We start from the raw sequence: 23,248 nt of genomic DNA, 5'->3' as shown, positions 1-23,248 counted from the left end.
ATGGCATACATTAAGTTAGATAGCTCCAAGTTAAGTAAGTTTGTTCACGAAAACGAATTAGCTGAGATGCAAGCGATGGTAAACGCCGCTGATGATCAACTTAGAAACGGAAACGGTGCAGGTAGTGAATATCGTGATTGGTTGGAATTACCAACTAAATATGATCAAGATGAATTTGCTCGTATTCAAAAAGCGGCTGATAAAATTCGCAGTGATTCAAAATATTTAATCACAATTGGAATTGGTGGCTCATATCTCGGCGCTCAAATGGCGATTGATGTACTACACAACAATTTTTACACTCGTAACTCAGACGAAACTCAAGTGATTTTTGCTGGTAATTCATTGAGTTCCTCGTATTTGAGTGAATTATTAGACTTGGTTGGGGACGATGACTTTTCAATTAACGTGATTTCTAAGTCAGGAACTACGACTGAACCAGCAATTGCATTTAGAGTATTCAAAGAAAAATTAATGCAAAAAGTATGGTGAAAAAGAAGCCAACGGTCGAATCTATGTAACAACTGACGCTAAGCGCGGTGCATTGAAGCGTGAAGCTGACGTTAACGGTTGGGAATCATTTGTCATCCTAGACGGTGTTGGTGGTCGTTACTCAGTATTGAGCCCAGTTGGGTTATTACCAATCGCTGTGTCTGGTGGTAATATTGATGACTTGATGCATGGCGCTCGGGATGCTCAAATGAGTTGACTGAAACTGATGTTACTAAGAATGATGCATACAAGTATGCTGCTTTGAGAAATATCTTATACCGTAAGGGTTACACGACTGAATTATTGGAAAATTATGAACCAAACTTGAGAATGTTCTCAGAGTGGTGGAAACAATTGGCTGGTGAATCGGAAGGTAAGGACCAAAAAGGAATTTACCCATCTTCAGCCAACTTCACGACTGATTTACATTCATTGGGTCAATACATCCAAGAAGGCTTAAGAAACTTATTTGAAACAGTGGTTAAGTTGGATACGCCTAATGAAGACATTATTGTGCCTTCAGCTGATAAAGACTTAGATGGTCTAGGATACCTTGAAGGTAAATCAATGGATTGGGTTAACACTAAGGCTTATGAAGGGGTTGTCTTGGCTCACACTGATGGTGGAGTGCCAGTTATGACCGTTCACATGCCGGAACTTAATGAATATTCACTTGGATATCTTATCTACTTCTTCGAAATTGGTATTGCAATTTCAGGTTACTTGAATGGGATTAATCCATTTAACCAACCAGGAGTTGAAGCATATAAGACGAATATGTTTGGTTTACTGGGTAAACCAGGTTTTGAAGAAATTGGTGATGAATTAAACAAGCGCCTTTAAGATAAATAGAAAAAGTCCCGCAACTAGTTGGTTGCGGGACTTTTTTGTAAAAAATAGTCTTGGGTAAAGGTTTTGACATTAATCAATTATAGACAACTTATTATATAAGCGTAATCTAAATGCTTGATAGTAGATGTCAGTAACTAAGGGGATGATTGTTGTGAATAAACTTAAATTTCTGAAATATTTAGAGCATGGTTGGTATTTTTTAGCCATTATTTTAAGTACATTTATCTTTCATTAGAGGAAATAAAAAGGTCCGAAACAGCTGTTTTACCAACTCTTTCGGACCACTTATTTATCTAGTATCACCCGCACGGGGCTCGAACCCGTAACTCCGCCTTGAGAGGGCGACGTCTTAAACCAGTTTGACCAGCGGGCAATGATAACCAATCTCAAACTTACTATAATAATTTATCGCATTAACGCTGGCTTGTCAAGTTTTCTCGGTCATATTTTGATTTGACAAACTATTTAAATATCGATATTATATTATGTGTTAATAATTTATTGGGTATTCGCCAAATTGGTAAGGCAGCGGACTCTGAATCCGTAATTTACTGGTTCGAGCCCAGTATACCCAATTGATAAAAGACATTATCATTAGTCATTGTTGACTTGATAATGTCTTTTTTATTATTTACATAAGACTATATAGAGAAGTTTTTCATTCTGTATATTATTTTATTTTTCTAAATTATTTTTATTTGCTATGTTTTTGTATGTCGCAAGTTATGGTTGAACATGTTTTTCAATTGTTTGGTAAACAAGTCTAAATGCTTTCATTGCTGGAATAACCGCCTTATAATTATTGTATTAATAAAGGGGGTTGTACAATATGACAGCAATTAAAAGTGAATTAGATATTGTTTACAATTCAGATAAAGACTTAAAAACGGATATCTACTACGATACAGATTTGAAGTCTTATTCTGGTGCCATTATTGATATTCATGGTGGTGGATGGTTCCGTGGCGATAAGAGTAAGGATGCTGACTGGGGTGAGCGGCTTGCTAAAGAGGGGTACTTTGTAGTCGTTCCTAATTACCGCTTCACGCCGGCTGCTTATTACCCAGCACCACTTGAAGATATGGACAATCTGTATGAGTGGTTGAAAGATTCCGATTATCCGTTTGATCATGATCATATTGGAGTGGTTGGTTCATCTGCTGGTGGTAATATGTCAGTTGAAATGGGGATTAAGTATGGTATTCCCATCGTATCATTGTCAGGAATTTTAGATATTGATGATTGGTTAGCAAAACACCAGGATGTTGTTCCTCAACCTGGTGATACAAATAATACGTTCAACAGTACTGCAAGTGCCGAAATTAATCAGACAGGTGCTAATGATGCATTTTATAAGTGGTTCGTCGTAAATTATTTCGACGGCAATGAAGCTGAATTTGAGCCTGCAACCCCTTATCATCGAGTTACAGACAAGACAGGACCAATGTATCTAGCTAATTCAATGAATGAGTTTGTGCCAACTACTGGTGTCATTCAACTTGAGCAGACGTTAATTGAACACAACATACCAGTGAGAACCCGTTTCTTAACTGGTTCGCGTCACGCTAAGGGATATTTAGATGATGTTTATGACGACACTATCTTATTCTTACGTCAAACAATGTGATTTAATGCTTATGTAAAAACTGCTTTGATAAAATTTTCTATTCTATCTTGGAGTTATTAAACAAGCGAGCCAACATAATTGTTGGCTCGCTTGTTTTGTTACCAGTAACCTAATTGCATGGTTAATTTGGCTCGATTAATATCTCGTTTGGAAATAATTGCTGATGCAATCGCGGAAGTGACCGAGAAGTCCTTGGGTTTATTCCAAGTATATTTAATTGGAGCGGTTCTAGTATCGGCCTCATTTGAAGTACTAGAATACATGACATCATCTAGATAAGGCGTGTGATATAAACCTAAAGTATGGCCCAATTCGTGAGCGACTACAGTAATCCAGTAATTAGTGCGAGAAAGTTTTTTAATTATATCTTGATTATCGCTGTACACCGCTGCAATTTTATCTTTAATCTTTGCTAACTGATCTTCATAATTTTGTTTGACCAAGGTAACGTTGTTATTATATTTGTTTTGGAGCGTAGTTAATTCCTTTTTTATTATGGTTTGTTGCGAAGAACTAGATAAATTGTAAACAGTAGCTAAGCTGTCATAATCAGATTCAAACGTCGATTTAAGATCATTAAGTTTATCATTGGTTTTATCAAGTAGACTACTAGCTTGGTTCGTCAAGGTTTCAACTTGTTGATTGAGTTCCGAAGGCAGGCTTAGGTTATCAGTTGCATAAGATGAATCATTGAATCTTTGATTATTAATAGAAATCGTATTATTAACGAAATAGCCATCCCAATCAACAGGGTCACCATCAGTTGATTTCACAGTAATCGTATGGTTGTTTTGAGTTCCCATTGTAAATACTTGTTTACCAAGAGCTGAGTTCCATTTAGCAATGGCCATTGCAACTGGTTGCATTAATGAAGAGTCTGCAACGTAAACGCTTGCCGTATGATTCTTGAAAACTCCATCACTAGCATAATCTCCCACGTTGTACTCTTTGTTAAAAGTAGATTGATACTTATTATAAACAGTTGATGACAAGGATAGGACACTTGCAGATGGTTGTAAGTCAGTGGTAGCTTTGATTAACTGTTCAAGACTCTTTTTCGAGGTTACTTTAGTGGGTTGTTTGGTGAGATATTTGTGCCAGACCCACCCGGAGATATTTTTCTTTAACCCTGTGCTTTTAACATAAAAATAAACTCGCTTTTTGCCATTAATAGACACGGTTTGTTGTTTATTCACATTAAAGGTCGTTTTCTGATAATTACTTAATTTAAATACATGACGGTTTAAATTTGAAGTGTAAGCATAAGCTTTTTTTGCTTTGTTGGAGTTGATGCGGTATTTAGCCGATGCCAAAGTTTTTTTAGCGATTATCTTGATTTTTTTACTTGCATGTCCTGGATTTCCAGTAATTATTTGATAGGTGGCTGTCCCCGAAATAGCTGCGAGAGTAACCAGTAAGAACGAAACAGTTTTTTTGAATTTTGTCATCGTGCGTACCTCCAAAATAATAATTATTGGGGTTGCCTGAAGCAGATTTAAATGATTTTCTGATAATCTATCAGGCGACTCATAAAGATGGTGACCATTTGAACAGTAGAGATAAGATTGATCATATGTAGCAATTACGTTAAACAACGTAGGAAGTTAAATCGGTAATGGTGATTTTTTGGGGTAATGAATTTATAAGTTGGTGAGTACTAATCTGATACTTTAGTCTAGGCTGCCTACTATTTAAAGGACGGTAATTAATTTGAATGGTACTGATCTGTTTTAAATTAGCCTGTCTGAGAGCCATTAGGACTTCAGCAGATGCCAATTTCAATGATTCTTGGGTGTCTCTTGAATCGGCCACGTTTATCTTGAGATTGTTACCAGTAAGCACCACTTTAGTAGGATGTTTAAAGATAAGATTGTTTGTGTCGTGGTAAGTTTTAGTGGCGGCAGTCAAAGGATTTTTAATTACCTTTTTCTTTTTGGCCGGTCCGGATAACACCGTATCAGAAGTATTCCCGGTTTTAATTATACGTTGTCCTTGCGGAGTTAAGAAAAATGCGGTGCCAAAGACAATCATGATTAACAATGATACTAGGGCATATCTACCGTAATGAACGTTAGTCTGCTTATTTGTTATTCTGTAGTATGCGAATAGGCCAAAGCAAATCACCATCGCGTACGATGCTAATTTAGTGATTATATCTAGTAATTGAACTCCCATAATATTAAGCCCCGTTTCGTTTATTCAAATGATAGGTCGACTAAGTAACGTCGTTGTTTAACTAGGTGACTACTTGTAACCCACAAATCGTGGTAGTTTTCGTCGGATACTTTGGTTTGACCGTGAAAGTAATCAAGAAGGTCGCCGTTTTTAGCGATGAAGTCTTCTGTCATCCGATTGATGGCTAAATCTTGATTCGGAAAATATATTTCAGGATTACCAACTTTAACTGTATCATCTAAGTATAATGAAACAGCATTCTTGTACTGATCATTATCAATAATGACTTGTTGAGGATGATTTTTAATATAATTTAATACGTGAAAAATTGTATCTGAATTACTTGCCATTTATTAGGCCCTCCGTAAATGCATTTCTGTGTTTATTGTAACAGAAAATAGCAGGTGATGATAAAAGCATGATGTTATTATAGTAATAACAATGAAATGAGAGTTGATATAAAATGAAATTTAAAAAAACGTTCGCAAAGATTCGCGACGGGGTTGATAAACAGGTCGTTCCTGGATCTTCATACACTATAATTGATGGCAATGACCATTTCGAAGGGCAACTTGGATGGCAAGAATTATTACCGAATCGATTATCTTTAATGCCAAATGAGTTATATGACCTGGCTTCATTAACTAAAGTTGTGGGGACTACTAATGTGATTTTGCAGCTGATTAGTGATGGTCAAATTGCGATTGAGGATTCAATCAGCGATTATCTGCCTGAATGGCAATCCCCCGAAGTAACCATTAGGAATCTGTTAACTCATACTTCAGATATTGTCGGCTATATTCCACATCGTAATGAACTGTCCAAGGATCAATTAATTCAAGCCGAGTTAGGCCTAACGGCGGGGGATAAGCGTTCAACTGTCGTTCGCTATCAAGATACTAATTATTTGTTTTTGGGGTGGATTGCTTCTAGGATCACTGGAAAGTCAATTCACCAGTTAATTCGAGAACGAATATTAACACCACTTAAGATGTTCAATACGACATTTGCGCCAAAAAATGTCGAACAAGTAGTACCAACTCAAATTGTGCCAGAATTTGGTTTACTACGTGGGCGAGTACACGATCCTAAAACTCAGATTTTAGGGGAAGATAGTGGGGCAGCAGGCCTTTTTTCAAACCAAGCAGATTTAGAAAAATTTGTGCGGTTTCTGTTGGGTGAACATCGTGACAGTACGCGAGAGGTACTTGATGATGACATGCTAGCGGCTATTTATCAAGATCAAACACCCAATCATTTGGGAATCCGCTCATTCGGTTGGATTCTAACATATGATGAGAATCACCCAATCATTTTGCATACTGGGTATACAGGGACTTTGCTGATTATTGATCAAGCGCACCATCGGGCGTAATTTATTTATCTAATCGAGTCCATCCCCAGGTTAATAACGAACCTTTTTTAAAGTATCGTAGTGAATTAATTCATACATTTATCAATGAATCAAATCGAGGGTAACAAAAAGATTCGACTTTAATATCGAATGCTTTTTTGTTTGGTTTTATTTTTAGAATGTTTCTGAAACTTGAAGTTTCTTTTTGGGTAGTTAAGTCTGCATCAGGGTACTTGCGGCTTAGCGCATTCATTAACACATGCTTAGCAATTTGATTGTTTCTGGCTAGGATGGGACCATGGAAATAAGTGCAGTAAACATTCTTGTAGATTGCACCTTCAGTCTTGTCTTCGCCGTTGTTCCCATATCCTTCAAGAACGTTACCTAATGGACGTTCACCTTCACCTAGGAAAGTGATGCCTTGATGATTTTCAAAGCCGCGGTACTTCTCACCAGTTTCTTGATTTTCAATTAACACATCACCAATAAATCGGTGGTTTTCTTGTTTTTCGGTATAATGGTCTAATGCACCAATTCCTTCAAGTTTTTCACCATTGGCACCAATGTAGTAATGGCCTAATAGTTGGTATCCACCGCAGATAGCGACCATTGAACCACCATCTTCAATGAAATCAATTAAATCAGTTTTTTTAGTTTGGATGTCTTTAGAAATAATTGATTGTTCAAAGTCTTGACCACCGCCAAAAATGACGATATCGTACTTATCCTTATCAAATGGTTGGTCAAGGCTGACCACCTCATCATCCAATTCAACACCCATTTCTTTAGCCAGATGTTTTAAAACTAAAATGTTACCAATGTCACCATAGGTGTTCATTAAATCCCCATATAGATGACCAACTTTAAGTGAGTAACTCATTAGTCCATTCCTCCCTTGATATAACCCTTAGAAGCGAAAGTTTTTCGTAAACTTAACATTGCTGTATACGTTGCTAGAATATACACCTTTTTAGTTGGGGTGTCATCTATCATCTCCACAACCTTATCTAAATCGGGTTCAACCAGGTGCTTTGTGGGATCAACGCCAGCGACTTGTAGTCGGTAAGTGATGTCTTTGTAGCGTTCACCACCAGTAATGAATTGCTTAATATTCATCTGTGGTAGACGTTCAAAGTCGCCATCCCAAATCCAACTAGTATCGATTCCGTCGGCATAGTTAGCATTTAGTAAGCCGATAAATGAAAATTCATCCTTATCAGTAGAAATCATATCGATTACTTGGTTTAAACCTACGGGGTTCTTCACTAGGATTAATGTAACATTCTTACCATTAACATTGATTTCTTCTTGACGGCCAAAGATTCGCTCATCTTGTTCAAATCCTTTGCGAATTTGGGCAGGAGAAACTCCCATGAATCGGCCAACTGAGTAAGCGGCAAGGGCGTTATAAATGTTATAAACTCCACCGATACCAATTTTGATTGGCTCGCCATCGATTTCAAACGTAGATGATTTTGGAGTTAGCTCAATCCGTTTGTTAAGTGCGAAATTAAGTTCTGGTCTTGAATATCCACAATTAGGACAGAAGTAATCACCTAAATTGGCATAACTAATATACTTGTAGTGAAGGATGTGCTGACAGTTAGGACAAAGTACACCATCAGTATTAGGAGACGCCTTAATGTCTGACTCTGGTTGATCTTTGAATCCATAAAACACCATCGGATTAGGCAATTGCTTACTATGAAAAATCGGTGCATCACCATTAGCGATAATGGTTGCATTAGGGGCTAAAGCAACCCCATCCATAATTTTTTGGTAAGTAGTATAAATTTCACCATAGCGGTCCATTTGATCTCGGAAAATATTTGTGAATACAAATGCTTTAGGTTTGATGTATTTGGTAACCTTGATGATATTAGCTTCATCAACTTCTAGAACTGCCAATGGTCGTTGGTTACGTGACTTTTTAGCAGTTAAGAAAGTAGTTACGATTCCCTGTTCCATGTTAGAACCAGAAGGATTAGTTAAGATGTTTTCGTATTTTTGTTTTAATACTTGAACCGTTAATGCTGTGGTAAGAGTCTTACCATTGGTTCCAGTAATTACGATAACGTCATAATCCCGGCCCAGAGTTTCTAAGATGTCAGGGTCGATACGGGTAGTAATTTTTCCTGGAAGGGAACTACCACCTTTTAGAAACGTGTGAAGGAACCAGTAGGAAGATTTTCCTGCGGCCTTTGCAAATGAACTTTTTAATGACATGTCGATTGCTCCTTTGAACAATATAGTACTTTTAATCCAAAAACTAAGTTTAGCATATTGCCTTCATTAATTGGTAAATAATCCCTACTTTTAATGATTTGCTAATAGTTTACTGACTGATTCGCTTCTAAGTGTCGATATTTTAACTGGAATTCTGTATAATAGAATGGAAACTGTCAGAAAAAGGGTGGATAAATTGGCACAACTTTTTTATCGTTATGGAGCAATGAATAGTGGTAAGACGATTGAAATCATTAAAGTCGCTCATAACTACGAAGAACAAAACAAAAGTGTAGTCATCATGACTAGTGCTGTCGATACGCGTGAGAAGCATGGAATGATCGCGTCAAGAATTGGTCTGGAAAGACCTGCATATCCGATTATGGACGATACCGATGTCTTTGAGCAGGTCCAAAATATTGATCCTAACGCTAGCTGTGTTTTGATTGATGAAGCCCAATTTTTAAAGAAAGAGCACGTCTTGCAACTTGCAAAAATCGTTGATGAATTAAACATCCCGGTTATTGCATTTGGACTAAAAATGATTTTCAAAATCACTTATTTGAAGGATCTGAATACTTGCTGCTTTATGCAGATAAAATTGAAGAAATGAAGACTATTTGCTGGTTCTGCGGGAAAAAAGCAATTATGAATTTAAGATTTCATGATGGTAAACCTGTATATGAAGGTGAACAAATTCAAATGGGTGGAAATGAATCATACTATCCAGTATGTCGTAAGCACTACTATAACCCACTGATTAAGCAACAAAGCGAGGAAAATATTTAATGGATGAGATTTTTGAAAAATTACAAGCGGTTGTCGACCGTTACGATGAATTAAATGAATTAATTAGTGATCCCGAAGTGATCTCGGATACTCAAAAATTCATGAAGCTATCAAAAGAAGAAGCGGATCTTCGTGACACGGTGGCGACTTTTAATAAGTATAAGGACGTCACTGGTCAATTGGACGATGACGAAGAGATGCTAAGAAGCAAGATCGACGACTCTGAGTTAGAGTCGATGGTTAAGGAAGAAATTTCTGATCTTAGAGACCAAAAAGAACAACTCGAAGAAGAAATGAAAATTTTACTTCTACCTAAGGATCCTAATGATGATAAAAATATCATCATGGAAATTCACGGTGCTGCTGGTGGAGATGAAGGTAGTTTATTTGCTGCTGACCTATTTAACATGTATTCAAAGTATGCTGAAAAGCAAGGTTGGAATGTTGAAATCGTTGATGAAGCCGATACTGAAGTTGGTGGCTTTAAGGAAATTGTCTTGATGATCACTGGTAACAAGGTGTACTCAAAGCTTAAGTATGAAAACGGGGCTCACCGAGTTCAAAGAATCCCAGTAACGGAATCTGCTGGTCGGGTGCACACTTCAACTGCTACAGTCGGAGTGATGCCTGAAGAAGAAGATGTTGATATCGAAATTGACCCCAAAGACATTAAGACTGATGTTTACCGTTCATCTGGTGCCGGTGGACAGCATATTAACAAGACTTCATCTGCTGTGCGGATGACCCATTTACCAACCGGAATTGTGGTTGCCATGCAAGATGAACGTTCTCAACAACAAAACCGGGCAAAAGCAATGAAGATTCTTAAAGCCCGGGTTTATGATTACTATGCTCAACAAGAAAAAGATCAGTATAATGCTGAACGTAAATCAGCCGTTGGTTCCGGTGATCGTTCAGAACGAATTAGAACTTATAACTTCCCTCAAAATCGGGTAACCGATCATAGAATTGGATTAACTTTGAATAAGTTAGACCGGGTAATGAACGGGGAACTTGATGATATCATTGACGCGTTAGTTGTTTCAGACCAAGCGCAGAAGTTAGAGAACTTGAACAATGACTAAGACTTATTTTGAAGCCCGTAAGTGGGCTTCTTTTACTTTAAAAAACAATTCAGAATTTAATACTTTAGCGGATGTAGATTTTATTATGACTCATCTGTTTGATATGACTCAGGTTCAATTGCTAATTAAAAATCAAACCAAAATGATCGAGGCAGACTGGAAAAAATTTCAAAATGTCATAAATGAAATCGCTGGTGGTATGCCTCCTCAGTATGCGATTGGTCGGGCTGATTTCTATGGAATGCAATTAAAAGTTAATAACCAAGTTTTGATTCCTAGAGTGGAGACTGAGGAATTAATTGACTGGGTGTTGGAAGCGACAAGTGAAATTGACGAAAAACCATTGAAGGTACTTGACATTGGCACTGGGAGTGGGGCAATTGCGATTGCGATAAAGCAAAATCGACCAGCTTTTAAAGTCACGGCTACAGATATTTCGGATGCAGCGTTACAGGTTGCTAAGGAAAATGCTAAAGAAGAGGAAACTGACATTTCATTTGTACTTAGTGATGTGTTTGATCAGATTAGTGATAAATATGACATCATTATTAGTAATCCACCATATATTTCTGAAGCCGAACTTGAAGATATGGGAGCTAGCGTAGTGTCTCACGAACCATCTTTAGCCTTGTTTGCCGCTGATAATGGTCTAGCTGTATATAAGCAAATTATCGCCGGATTAAATCAGCACCTTACAGATATTGGAATGGTATTTTTTGAAATTGGTTTTCATCAAGAAGCAGATGTAATGAAATTACTAAAAAGCGAATTTAGTAATTCGCAGGTAACATCACGCCATGATGTTGCAGGAAATCAACGAATGGTTAAATTAGTTAGATAAAATTGGGAGGTATATTATGGAAACAAAAATTTTAAAACCAGATCAAATTGACGAGGCAGCTCGGTTAATTAGTGAAGGTGAATTAGTGGCCTTTCCAACGGAAACCGTTTATGGACTTGGTGCCGATGCCACTAATGAATTTGCTGTTAAGCAGGTGTACCAAGCTAAGGGTCGTCCTAGCGATAACCCCTTAATTGTACATGTTGCTGATGTAGCAACGGTTGAACGTTTTGCGGAACCATTAAGTGATACAGCTCGTAAATTAATGGCAGCTTTCTGGCCGGGATCATTAACGATGATTTTTAAATTAAAACCAGCTGCCTTATCAGCTTTTGTTACCGGTGGATTGAAGACCGCAGCGTTCAGATTTCCAAATAACCAAACTACGTTAACATTAATTAAAACTTCTGGTAAGCCGATGGTTGGTCCCTCAGCCAATACTTCTGGTAAACCTAGTCCAACGACTGCCCAACACGTGTATCATGATTTAAATGGCAAAATTGCCGCTATTTTAGATGATGGGCCAACTGAAGTGGGGGTTGAATCAACTGTTTTGGATATGTCGACTGATCAGCCGGCAATTTTAAGACCGGGGGCAGTCACAAAGAAACAGATTGAATCAGTAATTGGAATCCCAGTTATGGATGAGTTACATCATGTTGGGACTAATGAAGTTCCTAAGGCGCCTGGTATGAAATACAAACACTATGCGCCGAATGCTCAGGTGTATATTGTTGATCCGGGAGATAGCTGGCAAGATGTTAGTCGGTGGATCAAGAATAATCAGTTGCAGGCACCAATTGGTGTGATGGCTTTTGATGATGATCTAAAGATGATAAATTGGTCAACAAATGTGAAGCAAATTTCACTTGGAAACAATGTTAGTGATGCAAGTCACAATTTATTTAGAGAGTTACGGGATTTTGATGATCAACCCCAGTATAAAATTATCTTCGTCCAAGGTGTCGAGCCAACCGGACTTGGCGAAGCTTATATGAACCGGTTAAACAAATCAGCTGGGCAAATGCATTTTAAGCAGTTATAATCTAGATATCACTTCTATAACTTATTTAGAAGTTCAAATATAACTGCGAGGTGTTGTAGGTTGAATTATGATTACAAAGCACAGGACCATGCATTATGGGATGCTATTGGTCATGAAGAAGATCGTCAGCAACGTAATATTGAATTAATTGCTTCGGAAAATATTGTTTCCAATGCAGTCAGAGCTGCCCAGGGATCAGTATTAACTAATAAGTACGCTGAGGGTTATCCTGGTCGACGCTACTATGGCGGATGTGAATATATTGATGTGGTTGAACAATTAGCGATCGATCGTGCCAAAGAATTATTTGGTGCGGAGTATGCTAATGTGCAACCACATTCAGGTTCTCAAGCGAATCAAGCTGTCTATGCTGCGTTATTAAAACCTGGTGATACCATTCTGGGAATGGGACTTGATGCAGGTGGACACTTAACGCACGGAGCAAAAGTAAGTTTTTCAGGTAAACTTTATGATGCTCATTCATATGAATTAAATCCTGAAACTGAACGTTTAGACTATGATGCGATTGCAAAGCAGGCTCAAGAAATTCAACCCAAGCTTATCATCGCTGGAGCTTCTGCATATAGTCGGATTATTGACTGGCAACGCTTTAGAGAAATTGCTGATTCCGTTGGGGCTTATCTAATGGTTGATATGGCCCATATTGCTGGACTAGTTGCTGCTGGACTTCATCCAAATCCCGTTGAGTACGCGGATGTTGTTACAACCACGACACATAAAACTCTAAGGGGTCCTCGCGGTGGTATGATTCTTGCTAGGCAGGAATATGCTAAGAAGTTGAATTCTGCTGTTTTCCCTGGCAGTCAAGGTGGTCCTTTGGAACATGTGATTGCAGGTAAGGCCACGGCATTTTATGAAGATTTACAACCAGAGTTTAAAAATTATGCCGAGCAAATTATTAAAAATGCACAAGCAATGGCGGAAGTGTTCCAGGCATCCGAGACGGTGTCGGTATTGACTGGTGGTACGGATAATCATTTAATGACCTTGAACTTATCAAATTGTGATTTGAACGGGGCCGAATTACAAGATTTACTAGATAGCGTGCATATCACTACTAATAAGGAAGGAATTCCTAATGATCCCTTGCCACCTTCGAAGACAAGTGGTTTAAGATTAGGAACTCCCGCCGTTACAACACGTGGGTTTAACGAAGGCGATTGTCAATTAGTTGCTAAATTAATCTTACAGGTCATTGCTGATCCGAAGAACGATGATAATTTAAAACAAGTAGCTCAGCAGGTCCGTGAACTGACTGATAAATATCCTTTAGAGTAATTAATTATTAAAGTGGGAATTCCAACATTCTTTGTCGGAATTCCATTTTCGGCCTAAAATGGGAATTAGCAGCAACTTATCTCAACAGTCAGTTATTAATGTGATACAATTGTCAGGAATAAAAAAGGAGTGGATTACTTTGGGTAAGTTTCAAGTTATGGATCATCCGTTGATTCAACATAAATTGACAATGATTAGAAATAAGGATTGTGGTACGAAAGACTTTCGACAAATCGTTAACGAAATTGCAACGTTAATGGCTTTCGAAGTTTCTCGTGATATGCCTTTAGAAGATGTTGACGTTCAAACTCCAGTTGCAGTTGCCCACGCCAAACAAATTTCAGGTAAAAAAGTTGCCGTTGTGCCAATTTTAAGAGCCGGAATTGGAATGGTTGATGGAATTCTTGATTTGATTCCTGCCGCTAAGGTTGGGCATATCGGAATGTACCGGGATGAAGAGACCCTTGAACCTCATGAATATTTCGTTAAGTTGCCTTCTGATATTGATCAGCGACAAGTTTTTGTTGTGGATCCAATGTTAGCAACTGGTGGCTCTGCCATTATGGCTATTGATGCATTGAAAAAGCGCGGTGCTAGTAGCATCAAATTTGTTTGTTTAGTTTCTGCTCCTGAGGGAGTTAAAGCACTTCAAGAAGCTCATCCAGACATTGATATCTATACTGCCGCACTTGATGAAAAATTAAGTGAAGATGGTTACATTATCCCTGGGTTAGGGGATGCCGGTGACCGATTATTTGGAACTAAATAGTTAATCGATTTGCAGAGGGTGGAGTTAGGCCTCTGCTTTTTTGATATGCACCTGTAATCCGAGGCGAAAAAGTCGTTATGGGCCTTATCTAATAAGTTTTTTAAATGGTAAGATTCTTTTGAATTTTGCTTTATTTGGTGGTATGATTTCATATGTATTTGGACGTAATTATAATTTCGTTCATTACCATCGCAAATTTATCTTTGGTATAAGATGTCTTCCCGACCACTAAACCAGTTAGATACACGTTGCGTAGAATTTGTCATGGAAAGAGGTGAGACTATGTGGGACAACCTACTTCTACCTTTCAATTTTTAGGATTAACTTTTAACGTTGGAAACTTAATTTCAATTATGATTGTTTTTCTTATTGTATTTGGAATAGTATTTGGTTTGTCTAGACATTTAAGCCTTAAACCCGGAAAGGGTCAAAACGTTCTTGAGTATGCAGTAGATTTTACGAATGGAATCGTTAGAGGCTCTCTTCCTGGTAAAATGAGCAAAGATTTAGGCCTTTGGGCATTCACGTTGTTTATGTTTATCTTAGTTGCTAACCAACTTGGATTATTCTTGCACGTTGATGTTTCTGGAGTAACTTATGTAAAAAGTCCAACAGCTGACCCAATTATTACTTTAACGTTGTCACTGTTAACTTTGACTTTCGCTCAATTTATGGGGATTAAGACTTTAGGATATAAGAAGCATTTTGACAATTACCTTAAGCCATTTTCACTGTTTTTCGTGGTTAATATTTTCGAGGAATTTACTAATTTCTTAACTTTAGGACTACGACTATTCGGTAACATCTATGCTGGTGAAATGCTATTAACTATCATTACCGGTATGGCGGTAAAGGGCGGTCCACTTATGTGGGTTGTTAGTTTACCACTTGAATTGGCTTGGCAAGGCTTCTCTGTATTCATTGGATGTATTCAAGCCTTTATTTTTGTAACATTATCAACTGTTTATATTTCTCGAAAAGTTGAAGTCGAGGAATAAAATTTAAGGAGGATTATTAATTATGGGAGCAATTGCTGCAGGTATTGCTATGGCTGGTGCCGCTATTGGTGCTGGTGTTGGTAACGGTCTTATTATTTCAAAAATGTTGGATGGTATGGCACGTCAACCAGAAATGTCAGGTCAATTACGTACGAACATGTTTATTGGTGTAGGTTTGGTTGAAGCTATGCCTATCATCGCCTTCGTTGTCGCTTTACTAGTTATGAACAAGTAGTGACAATTAATAATATTTCAGAAGGAGGTGCCAATAAATGTTTTCGTATTCTGTAGTAGGGACTCAATTGTACATTGGTGATATGGTTTTTGTTATGATTAGTTTCTTAATCCTTATGTGGTTAATTAAACTTGTCGCATGGACGCCATTAACTAAAATGCTGCAAGATCGTTCCGATAAAATCTCAAATGATATTGATTCCGCAGAAAAATCACGAGCTGAAGCTGCTGATTTAGCAAGTAAGCGTCAAGCAGAACTTCAAAATACTCGTGAAGAAGCTAGTGGAATTATTAGTCAAGCTAAAGACTCTGGGCAAAAGCAACGTGATCAAATCATTGACGATGCTCGTCAAGATGCCTCAAACCTTAAGAGCTCAGCTGAACAAGATATTGAGAGACAACGACAAGAAGCATTGGCAAACTCTAAGAAAGATGTGGCAAGTCTATCAGTTGAGATCGCTTCCAAATCATTTCTAAAGAATTAAACGAAGAAGACCAAAAAGCTCTCGTTGATTCTTATGTTGAAGGGTTGGGAAAGCTAAATGACAGATAATATAACTTCCGCAAAGAAATATGCAAAAGCAATGTTGGATGCTCTTAAAGATTTAAACAAGTTAGATGAGGAATACTCTGAACTTGTTGAAGTACGTCAAATTTTTAAGGATAATCCTGCATTAGCATCAATCTTGGAAAGTAGTCAAACAAGTGCTGACCAAAAACAGTCGTTGCTAAAACCGATTTTAGAAAATGGGTCGGAATTCTTAATTAATCTTTTCAATATAATTGAGGAATATCAAAGATACACTGAAGTCGTTACCATTATTGACGAATTTGAAAAACTTTATAACAAAGAAAACTCAATCGTCACAGCGGATGTTACATCTGCTGTCGAATTGAGTGCTGATCAGCAATCTAAGATTGCTGACGCCTTTGCTAATCGTGTTGGAGCTAAAAAGGTTATTTTAAATACTCGCGTTGATAGCGATCTTATTGGTGGAATTGTTTTACATTCTGACGATATGTTAATCGACGGAAGTGTTAAAGCTCGAATCGAAAAAGTTAAAGAATTGTTATTAAACTAACGATATCTATTTTAAAGAGGTGAAATTTATGAGCATTAAAGCTGAGGAAATCAGTGCTCTTATTAAACAACAATTAGAGGGCTATAACAACGAGCTCGACGTTCAAGAAACAGGTATCGTTACTTATGTTGGTGATGGTATCGCTCGTGCTCATGGACTTCAAATGCGTTGTCTGGAGAGTTGCTCGACTTCGGCCACGACGTCTTCGGAATGGTTCAAAACCTTGAAGCCAACGAAGTTGGTATCACTATTCTTGGTGATGATACAGGCATTCGTGAAGGCGATTCTGTAAAAAGAACTGGTCGGATCATGGAAGTTCCCGTTGGGGATGCTTTAATTGGTCGGGTTGTTAATTCAATTGGTGAACCGATTGATGGTAAAGGTGATATTAAGGCTGACTCTCATATGCCTATCGAGCGTAAAGCTCCTGGGGTTATGGAACGTAAGTCAGTTTTCGAACCTTTACAAACTGGTATGAAAGCTATCGATTCACTAATTCCTATTGGTCGTGGTCAACGTGAGTTAATCATCGGTGACCGTAAGACTGGTAAAACATCAATTGCTATTGATACTATTTTAAATCAAAAAGATCAAAACATGATTTGTATTTACGTTGCTATTGGACAAAAGGATTCTACTGTTCGTTCATCTGTAAGTACATTAGAGAAGTATGGTGCAATGGATTACACCATTGTTGTTAATGCTGGTCCTTCGGAACCTGCATCACTTCTATATATCGCTCCTTATGCTGGTGCTACCATGGGTGAGTACTTCATGCATAATGGACAACATGTTTTAATCATCTATGATGACTTATCAAAACAAGCTGATGCATATCGTGAGTTATCACTTATTCTTCGTCGTCCTCCTGGACGTGAAGCATATCCTGGTGATATCTTCTATACGCATTCACGTTTATTGGAACGTGCCGCTAAGTTGTCTGACGAATTGGGCGGTGGTTCAATGACTGCCTTACCAATCGTTCAAACACAAGCCGGTGACGTTTCTGCTTATATTCCAACTAACGTTATTTCTATTACTGATGGTCAAATCTTCTTGGATGCCGACAGCTTCTATTCTGGTGTTCGTCCAGCGGTTGATGCCGGAACATCAGTTTCTCGTGTTGGTGGAGACGCCCAAATCAAGGCTATGAAGAAGGTTTCGGGTACTTTACGTTTGGACCTTGCTTCATACCATGAATTGGAATCATTTGCTCAATTTGGTTCAGATCTTGATGATGCCACAAAGGCTAAGTTGGATCGTGGTGCTAGAACGGTTGAAGTTCTTAAGCAACCTATCCATTCACCAATTTCTGTTGAAAAACAAGTTGTCATTTTGTATGCATTGACACATGGTTTCTTGGACAAGATTGAAATTGAAGATGTTCTGCGTTATGAATCAGAGCTATTTGATTACTTCGATCAAGCACACAAAGACTTACTTGACAGTATTGTTAAGACTGGTCAACTTCCTGAAGAAGCTGATATGGATGCTGCAATTAAGGACTTCGAGCAAACTTTCCAACCAACCCAAAATGATGATCAAGCGCAAGCTGCATCAAATGACTAGTTAAGGAGGGTGAGATTACATGGGTGCTTCGTTAAACGATGTTAAACATCGGATCACTTCTACTAAGAAGACGCGTCAAATTACGAATGCTATGGAAATGGTTTCTCAATCAAAGTTAAGCCAAATTCAAAAGCATACGACTAGCTATGATCAATACGCAAGCCAGGTAAAATCGGTAGTTTTACATTTAGCTCAATCTCACTTTTTAGATGGATTGACTAAAACCTCTGGTCATTCAGCTGCTAATGATCAATCTTCAACTAAGAGAACTGCTTACATGATTATTACTTCTGACCGAGGAATGGTCGGAAGTTATAATAGTAATGTAATTAGAGAAACAAATGAGTTTATTGAAAAACATAATAGTAGCGATGACATCCAAATTCTTGCGGTTGGTGGTAATGGAGCCGACTTTTATAAGAAATTGGGAAGAAACGTATCATATGAGTATCGTGGGGTTAGTGATGTTCCAACTTTTAACGAAGTTAGAGAAATCGTTAAAACTGCTACTAAGATGTATGATAACGGTGCCTTCGATGAACTATATGTTTGTTATGAACACTTTGTTAACCGTTTGACATCTAAGTTCAGAGCTGAAAAAATGCTTCCAATTGATGGTGAATCTTTTAGTAGTGATGCTAGCAATGATATTGAAACTAATCAGTTAACTGCTACTTACGATGTTGAACCATCAGAAAAAGATGTTTTGAATGTAGTGTTACCACAATATTCTGAAAGCTTAGTGTATGGAGCTATCTTAGATGCTAAGACGTCTGAGCATGCATCTAGTGCTACTGCTATGAAGTCAGCGTCAGATAATGCCGATGATTTAATTAGTAAATTAGAGCTACAATACAACCGAGCTCGTCAGGCTGCGATTACTACTGAAATCACTGAAATTACTGGTGGTCAGGAAGCTCTTAGTCAATAGAAATAATTAATGGAGGAATTAACTAACATGAGTACTGGTAAAGTTGTACAAGTTATCGGACCAGTTGTTGACGTTGAATTCTCCTTGGACGATAAATTACCTTCAATTAATACAGCTTTAAACATTAAGGAAAGTGATGAAAAGACTTTAGTGGTCGAAGTTGCTTTGAACTTAGGTTACGGAGTTGTTAGAACTATTGCCATGGACGGTACCGATGGTCTCCGTCGTGGAATGGAAGTTGAAAATACCGAAGCATCAATTAGTGTTCCGGTTGGTAAGGAAACTCTAGGACGAGTTTTCAACGTTCTTGGTGAAACAATTGATGGTGGTCCAGAATTCGGCTCAGACGCTAAGCGCTGGCCAATTCACCGTGAAGCTCCAAACTATGATGAATTAAATCCATCAACTGAAATTCTTGAAACAGGGATTAAGGTTATCGACTTACTTGAACCATACATTCGTGGTGGTAAGGTTGGATTGTTCGGTGGTGCCGGAGTTGGTAAACCGTTCTTATTCAAGAGTTAATTCATAACATCGCTCAAGGACACAATGGTATTTCTGTGTTTACCGGTGTTGGTGAACGTACTCGTGAAGGTAACGACATGTACTTTGAGATGAAAGGGTCAGGAGTTCTTGAAAAAACTGCGATGGTTTATGGTCAAATGAACGAACCTCCTGGTGCCCGTATGCGTGTTGCCTTAACTGGTTTAACCATTGCTGAGTACTTCCGTGATGAAGAAGGTACCGATGTGCTATTGTTCATTGATAACATCTTCCGATTCACTCAAGCTGGTTCAGAAGTTTCTGCCTTACTTGGTAGAATTCCTTCTGCCGTTGGTTACCAACCAACATTAGCTACTGAAATGGGACAATTGCAAGAACGAATTACATCAACAAAGAAGGGCGCTATTACATCTATTCAAGCTGTTTATGTGCCTGCTGATGATTATACTGATCCCGCTCCTGCGACTACTTTCGCCCATTTGGATGCTACAACCAACTTGGAACGTTCTTTAACTCAACAAGGAATTTATCCTGCCGTTGATCCGCTTGCTTCAACTTCAAGTGCCCTTGACCCACAAATTGTTGGTCAAGAACACTATGATGTTGCAAGTGAAGTGCAACATGTATTACAACGTTATCGTGAATTACAAGATATTATCTCAATTCTTGGTATGGATGAATTGTCTGATGAAGAAAAGACAATTGTTAACCGTGCTCGTAGAATTCAGTTCTTCTTGTCACAAAGTTTTTCAGTTGCTGAACAATTTACCGGTCTTCCTGGTAAGTATGTTTCAGTTAAGGACACAGTACGTAGTTTTAAGGATATCCTTGATGGTAAGTATGATGACTATCCTGAAGATGCCTTCCGTAACTGTGGCCCAATTGAGGACGTCGTTGAAAATGCTAAGAAGATGCAAAAAGCAGCAAGTAATTAAGGAGGGGTTCTAATTGGCTGATAATTCAGTTATTACCGTTAGTATCGTTACTCCTGATGGAAAAGTGTATGAACATTCTGCTGAGATGTTAGTTGTTTCAACTAAGGGCGGCCAGATTGGTATTATGGCAAATCACGTGCCGGTTATTTCTACTTTAGCGGTTGATGAGGCTAGAGTTAAGTATGACAGCAAGGAAGATACCATTGCCGTAAATGGTGGTTTCTTAGAATTCTCTGACAATGTTGCAACAATTGTTGCTGACACTGCCGAATGTTCAGATGACATTGATGTTGCTCGTGCTGAGAGTGCACGGAAACGTGCTGAACAAAAAATTGCCGAAGCTCAACAGGCTCACGACAAAGATTCACTTCTCAGAGCTCAAGTTGCACTTAGAAGAGCGATTAATCGAATTAATACTGCTAAGAAGTAGTCAAGAAAGTCGAATTTTATTCGGCTTTTTTTGTGGCTTTTTTAACTTATCCCTCAAGGCAAGATGCTTGTGAATGGAATTTTGCTAGTTATAATTGAACTATAGTTAATAAATTTATAAAAGGGGGGAGCAGAATGGCTGCGAATAATCCGGTTGATAGCAATGCCACTGATCCAGACGTAACAATGGGGCAGATGTTTAAGTTTGTATTTTCAAAGGTTCTAAAAAAAGAGGAATATTGATTGTTAACATAATCGTATTGTTAATGATAACGGGGCTGCAATTTGTATTGCCACAAATCACTCAATTTATTATTGATAAAGTCATTCCAAGTGGAAATATTGGTAAATTAGTTCAATCCATTATTTTACTATTAGTTAGTGCAATCTTTTTAGGGGGATTAAACTACTTTTCGACTTACTACATGAGTATTATGAGCCAAGGAGCAATCTATGATTTAAGAAATGATTTATATAACTATATTTTAGGTCTTGATACTCACTTCTTTGAATCAAGTAAAACTGGAGACTTAATGGTTCGATTAACTAACGACATTAGTAACTTGCAAAGTTTGATTTCAGCCAATATGTTATCAATGGTTGGGGGAATGTTTACTTTTGTTGGGGTTTACATCTTCATCTTTATCGTTAACTGGCAAATGGCATTAGCAGTTACGATCACATTTCCATTAATGTTTTTGATCTACCGAATTTTTAGAACGAGAATTCATGATGCATTTGGCCGAGCTCGGTTATCGCAAGCACAAATGTCTAATCAAATGCAAAATACGTTAACTGAAATTTCGTTAATTAAAAGTTATACTAGTGAACAGATTGAAGGGGATCGGTTTGCTAAGGTTGCTGATAAAAACCGCCAGAATTTGATTCAAGCTGCGCAAAATCAGGCAATCTTTTCACCTTTAATCAATTTTGTTAACTATTTAGGAACGGCAATTGTCTTACTTTTGGGAGCTTATTTCGTAATGAATAAGCAGTTGATGGTCGGACAAATGGTTGCTTACATTACTTATGTTGGAATGCTTCAGGACCCAATTAGATCATTTACAATGTTATTAAATCAGCTTCAACAATCACTTGTCTCATACGGTCGGATCACCGAAATTATGAAGTTACAACCAGCAATTAAAGAATCTAAAAATGCGGTTGATTTTCCAGAGTTAAAAAGAGGGATTTCGGTTCAAAATGTTTCGTTTTCATATGATGAAAATCATAAAGATAACATTCATGATGCCACCCTTCACAATGTTTCCTTTGATGTTGATTTGGGCAAGATGACAGCATTAGTTGGACATTCTGGATCAGGAAAAACCACAATTACAAAATTGATTGACCGATTATATGATATTCAAGACGGAAATATTTTATTTGATGATGAACCAATCAAAACTCTAAAAATTAAGTCTTTGCGTCAAAATATCGCCATCGTCAGCCAAGATGTGTTTATGATTGATGGGACAATTAGAGACAATATTGTATATGGTAAACCAGATGCCACTTTAGATCAGGTTTGGGAAGTTGCTAAGTTGGCTGATATTGATGACTTTATTAACTCTTTGCCAGACGGTATGGATACTCAGATTGGTGAACGTGGGGTTAAACTATCCGGTGGGCAAAAGCAACGAATATCGATTGCTCGAGCTTTACTTAAAGATGCTCAAATTATCATTATGGATGAGGCCACCGCAAGTCTCGATAATGAATCTGAAAAAGCAATTCAACATGCCATGAGTATGTTACTTGAGGAAAGAACGTCATTAGTAATTGCTCATAGATTATCTACCATTCATAACGCCGATAAAATTGTTGTACTTGACGATGGTAAGGTAGTAGAACAAGGGACACATGATGAATTAATTACCAAAAATGGTGAATATGCTAAGTTATATAATGCTCAATTTGAATAAAATGAAGGTCACATTCCGTTATGGAATGTGATTTTTATTTTGGTCTAGATAATTTGGCGAAAAGGCCAAATTTAAGGGACTTTGTGT

17 protein-coding genes, 2 tRNA genes and 6 pseudogenes are annotated in these 23,248 nt (G+C 37.8%); 19 read left to right on the top strand and 6 right to left on the bottom strand.

Annotated features, from left to right (window positions below):
* Positions 1-1,335: pseudogene (locus NBRC111893_RS07935) on the top strand (glucose-6-phosphate isomerase).
* A gap of 308 nt (positions 1,336-1,643) precedes the next feature.
* On the opposite strand, the gene NBRC111893_RS07930 reads toward NBRC111893_RS07935, so the two are convergent.
* Positions 1,644-1,717: transfer RNA gene (locus NBRC111893_RS07930), tRNA-Glu, on the bottom strand.
* Between the two features lie 129 nt (positions 1,718-1,846).
* On the opposite strand from NBRC111893_RS07930, the gene NBRC111893_RS07925 reads away from it, so the two are divergent.
* Positions 1,847-1,919 (top strand) — tRNA-Gln (locus NBRC111893_RS07925).
* A 254-nt stretch (positions 1,920-2,173) separates the two neighbouring features.
* The gene (locus NBRC111893_RS07920; protein WP_125008633.1) at positions 2,174-2,971 is read left to right on the top strand and encodes an alpha/beta hydrolase family protein; all 798 of its coding nucleotides are present in this window, start codon (positions 2,174-2,176) and stop codon (positions 2,969-2,971) included.
* Positions 2,972-3,069: 98 nt separating this feature from the next.
* Here NBRC111893_RS07920 and NBRC111893_RS07915 read toward each other — a convergent pair whose 3' ends face one another.
* The 3 genes from NBRC111893_RS07915 to NBRC111893_RS07905 all read right to left on the bottom strand — a co-directional run bounded on the left by NBRC111893_RS07915 (position 3,070) and on the right by NBRC111893_RS07905 (position 5,496).
* Positions 3,070-4,419, bottom strand: coding sequence for a matrixin family metalloprotease (locus NBRC111893_RS07915; protein WP_125008632.1), 1,350 nt, complete (start codon positions 4,417-4,419; stop codon positions 3,070-3,072).
* A 139-nt stretch (positions 4,420-4,558) separates the two neighbouring features.
* Positions 4,559-5,146 carry a hypothetical protein gene (locus NBRC111893_RS07910; RefSeq protein ID WP_125008631.1) on the bottom strand — a complete coding sequence of 196 codons (588 nt, stop codon included), beginning with the start codon at positions 5,144-5,146 and terminating at the stop codon, positions 4,559-4,561.
* Between the two features lie 20 nt (positions 5,147-5,166).
* Positions 5,167-5,496, bottom strand: coding sequence for a hypothetical protein (locus tag NBRC111893_RS07905; RefSeq protein ID WP_125008630.1), 330 nt, complete (start codon positions 5,494-5,496; stop codon positions 5,167-5,169).
* A 113-nt stretch (positions 5,497-5,609) separates the two neighbouring features.
* Here NBRC111893_RS07905 and NBRC111893_RS07900 point away from each other — a divergent pair, with 113 nt between their 5' ends.
* The gene (locus tag NBRC111893_RS07900; RefSeq protein WP_225417687.1) at positions 5,610-6,521 is read left to right on the top strand and encodes a serine hydrolase domain-containing protein; all 912 of its coding nucleotides are present in this window, start codon (positions 5,610-5,612) and stop codon (positions 6,519-6,521) included.
* Positions 6,522-6,591: 70 nt separating this feature from the next.
* Here the strand turns inward: NBRC111893_RS07900 and NBRC111893_RS07895 are convergent, their stop codons facing one another.
* Positions 6,592-7,380: a type 1 glutamine amidotransferase gene (locus NBRC111893_RS07895; RefSeq protein WP_125008629.1), complete on the bottom strand. Its 789-nt coding sequence runs from the start codon at positions 7,378-7,380 to the stop codon at positions 6,592-6,594.
* On the bottom strand, positions 7,380-8,726 hold the full coding sequence (locus tag NBRC111893_RS07890) for a Mur ligase family protein (protein WP_125008628.1): 1,347 nt from the start codon (positions 8,724-8,726) through the stop codon (positions 7,380-7,382). The genes NBRC111893_RS07895 and NBRC111893_RS07890 overlap by 1 nt, the downstream gene beginning before the upstream one ends.
* A 166-nt stretch (positions 8,727-8,892) precedes the next feature.
* Here NBRC111893_RS07890 and NBRC111893_RS07885 point away from each other — a divergent pair.
* From NBRC111893_RS07885 to NBRC111893_RS07815, 15 genes and pseudogenes are all read left to right on the top strand, one after another.
* Positions 8,893-9,515, top strand: a pseudogene (locus NBRC111893_RS07885) (thymidine kinase).
* On the top strand, positions 9,515-10,600 hold the full coding sequence (prfA, locus tag NBRC111893_RS07880; RefSeq protein WP_125008627.1) for a peptide chain release factor 1: 1,086 nt from the start codon (positions 9,515-9,517) through the stop codon (positions 10,598-10,600). The pseudogene NBRC111893_RS07885 and the gene prfA overlap by 1 nt, the downstream one beginning before the upstream one ends.
* Positions 10,593-11,441 carry a peptide chain release factor N(5)-glutamine methyltransferase gene (gene prmC, locus NBRC111893_RS07875; protein ID WP_125008626.1) on the top strand — a complete coding sequence of 283 codons (849 nt, stop codon included), beginning with the start codon at positions 10,593-10,595 and terminating at the stop codon, positions 11,439-11,441. Before prfA ends, prmC begins: the two co-directional genes overlap by 8 nt.
* Before the next feature lie 16 nt (positions 11,442-11,457).
* A complete protein-coding gene (locus NBRC111893_RS07870; RefSeq protein WP_125008625.1) occupies positions 11,458-12,486 on the top strand; it encodes an L-threonylcarbamoyladenylate synthase in 1,029 nt (342 codons plus the stop codon).
* Positions 12,487-12,546: 60 nt separating this feature from the next.
* Positions 12,547-13,785, top strand: a complete 1,239-nt coding sequence (gene glyA / locus NBRC111893_RS07865; protein WP_125008624.1) for a serine hydroxymethyltransferase — start codon at positions 12,547-12,549, stop codon at positions 13,783-13,785.
* 139 nt (positions 13,786-13,924) lie between these two features.
* On the top strand, positions 13,925-14,554 hold the full coding sequence (gene upp, locus NBRC111893_RS07860; protein WP_125008623.1) for a uracil phosphoribosyltransferase: 630 nt from the start codon (positions 13,925-13,927) through the stop codon (positions 14,552-14,554).
* A gap of 284 nt (positions 14,555-14,838) precedes the next feature.
* Positions 14,839-15,552 (top strand): F0F1 ATP synthase subunit A, encoded by a 714-nt coding sequence (gene atpB / locus NBRC111893_RS07855; protein ID WP_125008622.1) that lies wholly within the window; start codon positions 14,839-14,841, stop codon positions 15,550-15,552.
* Between the two features lie 22 nt (positions 15,553-15,574).
* Entirely contained in the window at positions 15,575-15,787 is a 213-nt protein-coding gene (atpE, locus tag NBRC111893_RS07850; RefSeq protein ID WP_125008621.1) for a F0F1 ATP synthase subunit C, read from the top strand.
* Positions 15,788-15,824: 37 nt separating this feature from the next.
* A pseudogene (atpF, locus tag NBRC111893_RS07845) lies at positions 15,825-16,339 on the top strand (F0F1 ATP synthase subunit B).
* On the top strand, positions 16,329-16,868 hold the full coding sequence (gene atpH, locus NBRC111893_RS07840) for an ATP synthase F1 subunit delta (protein WP_125008620.1): 540 nt from the start codon (positions 16,329-16,331) through the stop codon (positions 16,866-16,868). Before atpF ends, atpH begins: the two are co-directional and overlap by 11 nt.
* 28 nt (positions 16,869-16,896) lie before the next feature.
* Positions 16,897-18,437: pseudogene (atpA, locus tag NBRC111893_RS07835) on the top strand (F0F1 ATP synthase subunit alpha).
* Between the two features lie 19 nt (positions 18,438-18,456).
* A complete protein-coding gene (locus NBRC111893_RS07830) occupies positions 18,457-19,368 on the top strand; it encodes a F0F1 ATP synthase subunit gamma (protein WP_125008619.1) in 912 nt (303 codons plus the stop codon).
* A 27-nt stretch (positions 19,369-19,395) separates the two neighbouring features.
* Positions 19,396-20,807 (top strand): annotated as a pseudogene (atpD, locus tag NBRC111893_RS07825) (F0F1 ATP synthase subunit beta).
* 13 nt (positions 20,808-20,820) lie between these two features.
* Positions 20,821-21,237 (top strand): F0F1 ATP synthase subunit epsilon, encoded by a 417-nt coding sequence (locus NBRC111893_RS07820; protein ID WP_125008618.1) that lies wholly within the window; start codon positions 20,821-20,823, stop codon positions 21,235-21,237.
* A gap of 134 nt (positions 21,238-21,371) precedes the next feature.
* A pseudogene (locus tag NBRC111893_RS07815) lies at positions 21,372-23,161 on the top strand (ABC transporter ATP-binding protein).
* Positions 23,162-23,248 lie beyond the last annotated feature (87 nt).

This window comes from Lentilactobacillus kosonis (assembly GCF_003864335.1).
Lineage (GTDB): Bacteria > Bacillota > Bacilli > Lactobacillales > Lactobacillaceae > Lentilactobacillus > Lentilactobacillus kosonis.
Note: the sequence above shows the minus strand (reverse complement) of the source record. Positions and strands in the feature narration are given on the sequence as shown.

What these genes read in the sequence shown, in the direction of transcription:
- NBRC111893_RS07920 (WP_125008633.1), top strand. Translation starts at nt 2,174, where the DNA reads ATGACAGCAATTAAAAGTGAATTAGATATTGTTTACAATTCAGATAAA.
- NBRC111893_RS07915 (WP_125008632.1), bottom strand. Translation starts at nt 4,419, where the DNA reads ATGACAAAATTCAAAAAAACTGTTTCGTTCTTACTGGTTACTCTCGCA.
- NBRC111893_RS07910 (WP_125008631.1), bottom strand. Translation starts at nt 5,146, where the DNA reads ATGGGAGTTCAATTACTAGATATAATCACTAAATTAGCATCGTACGCG.
- NBRC111893_RS07905 (WP_125008630.1), bottom strand. Translation starts at nt 5,496, where the DNA reads ATGGCAAGTAATTCAGATACAATTTTTCACGTATTAAATTATATTAAA.
- NBRC111893_RS07900 (WP_225417687.1), top strand. Translation starts at nt 5,610, where the DNA reads ATGAAATTTAAAAAAACGTTCGCAAAGATTCGCGACGGGGTTGATAAA.
- NBRC111893_RS07895 (WP_125008629.1), bottom strand. Translation starts at nt 7,380, where the DNA reads ATGAGTTACTCACTTAAAGTTGGTCATCTATATGGGGATTTAATGAAC.
- NBRC111893_RS07890 (WP_125008628.1), bottom strand. Translation starts at nt 8,726, where the DNA reads ATGTCATTAAAAAGTTCATTTGCAAAGGCCGCAGGAAAATCTTCCTAC.
- prfA (WP_125008627.1), top strand. Translation starts at nt 9,515, where the DNA reads ATGGATGAGATTTTTGAAAAATTACAAGCGGTTGTCGACCGTTACGAT.
- prmC (WP_125008626.1), top strand. Translation starts at nt 10,593, where the DNA reads ATGACTAAGACTTATTTTGAAGCCCGTAAGTGGGCTTCTTTTACTTTA.
- NBRC111893_RS07870 (WP_125008625.1), top strand. Translation starts at nt 11,458, where the DNA reads ATGGAAACAAAAATTTTAAAACCAGATCAAATTGACGAGGCAGCTCGG.
- atpE (WP_125008621.1), top strand. Translation starts at nt 15,575, where the DNA reads ATGGGAGCAATTGCTGCAGGTATTGCTATGGCTGGTGCCGCTATTGGT.
- atpH (WP_125008620.1), top strand. Translation starts at nt 16,329, where the DNA reads ATGACAGATAATATAACTTCCGCAAAGAAATATGCAAAAGCAATGTTG.
- NBRC111893_RS07830 (WP_125008619.1), top strand. Translation starts at nt 18,457, where the DNA reads ATGGGTGCTTCGTTAAACGATGTTAAACATCGGATCACTTCTACTAAG.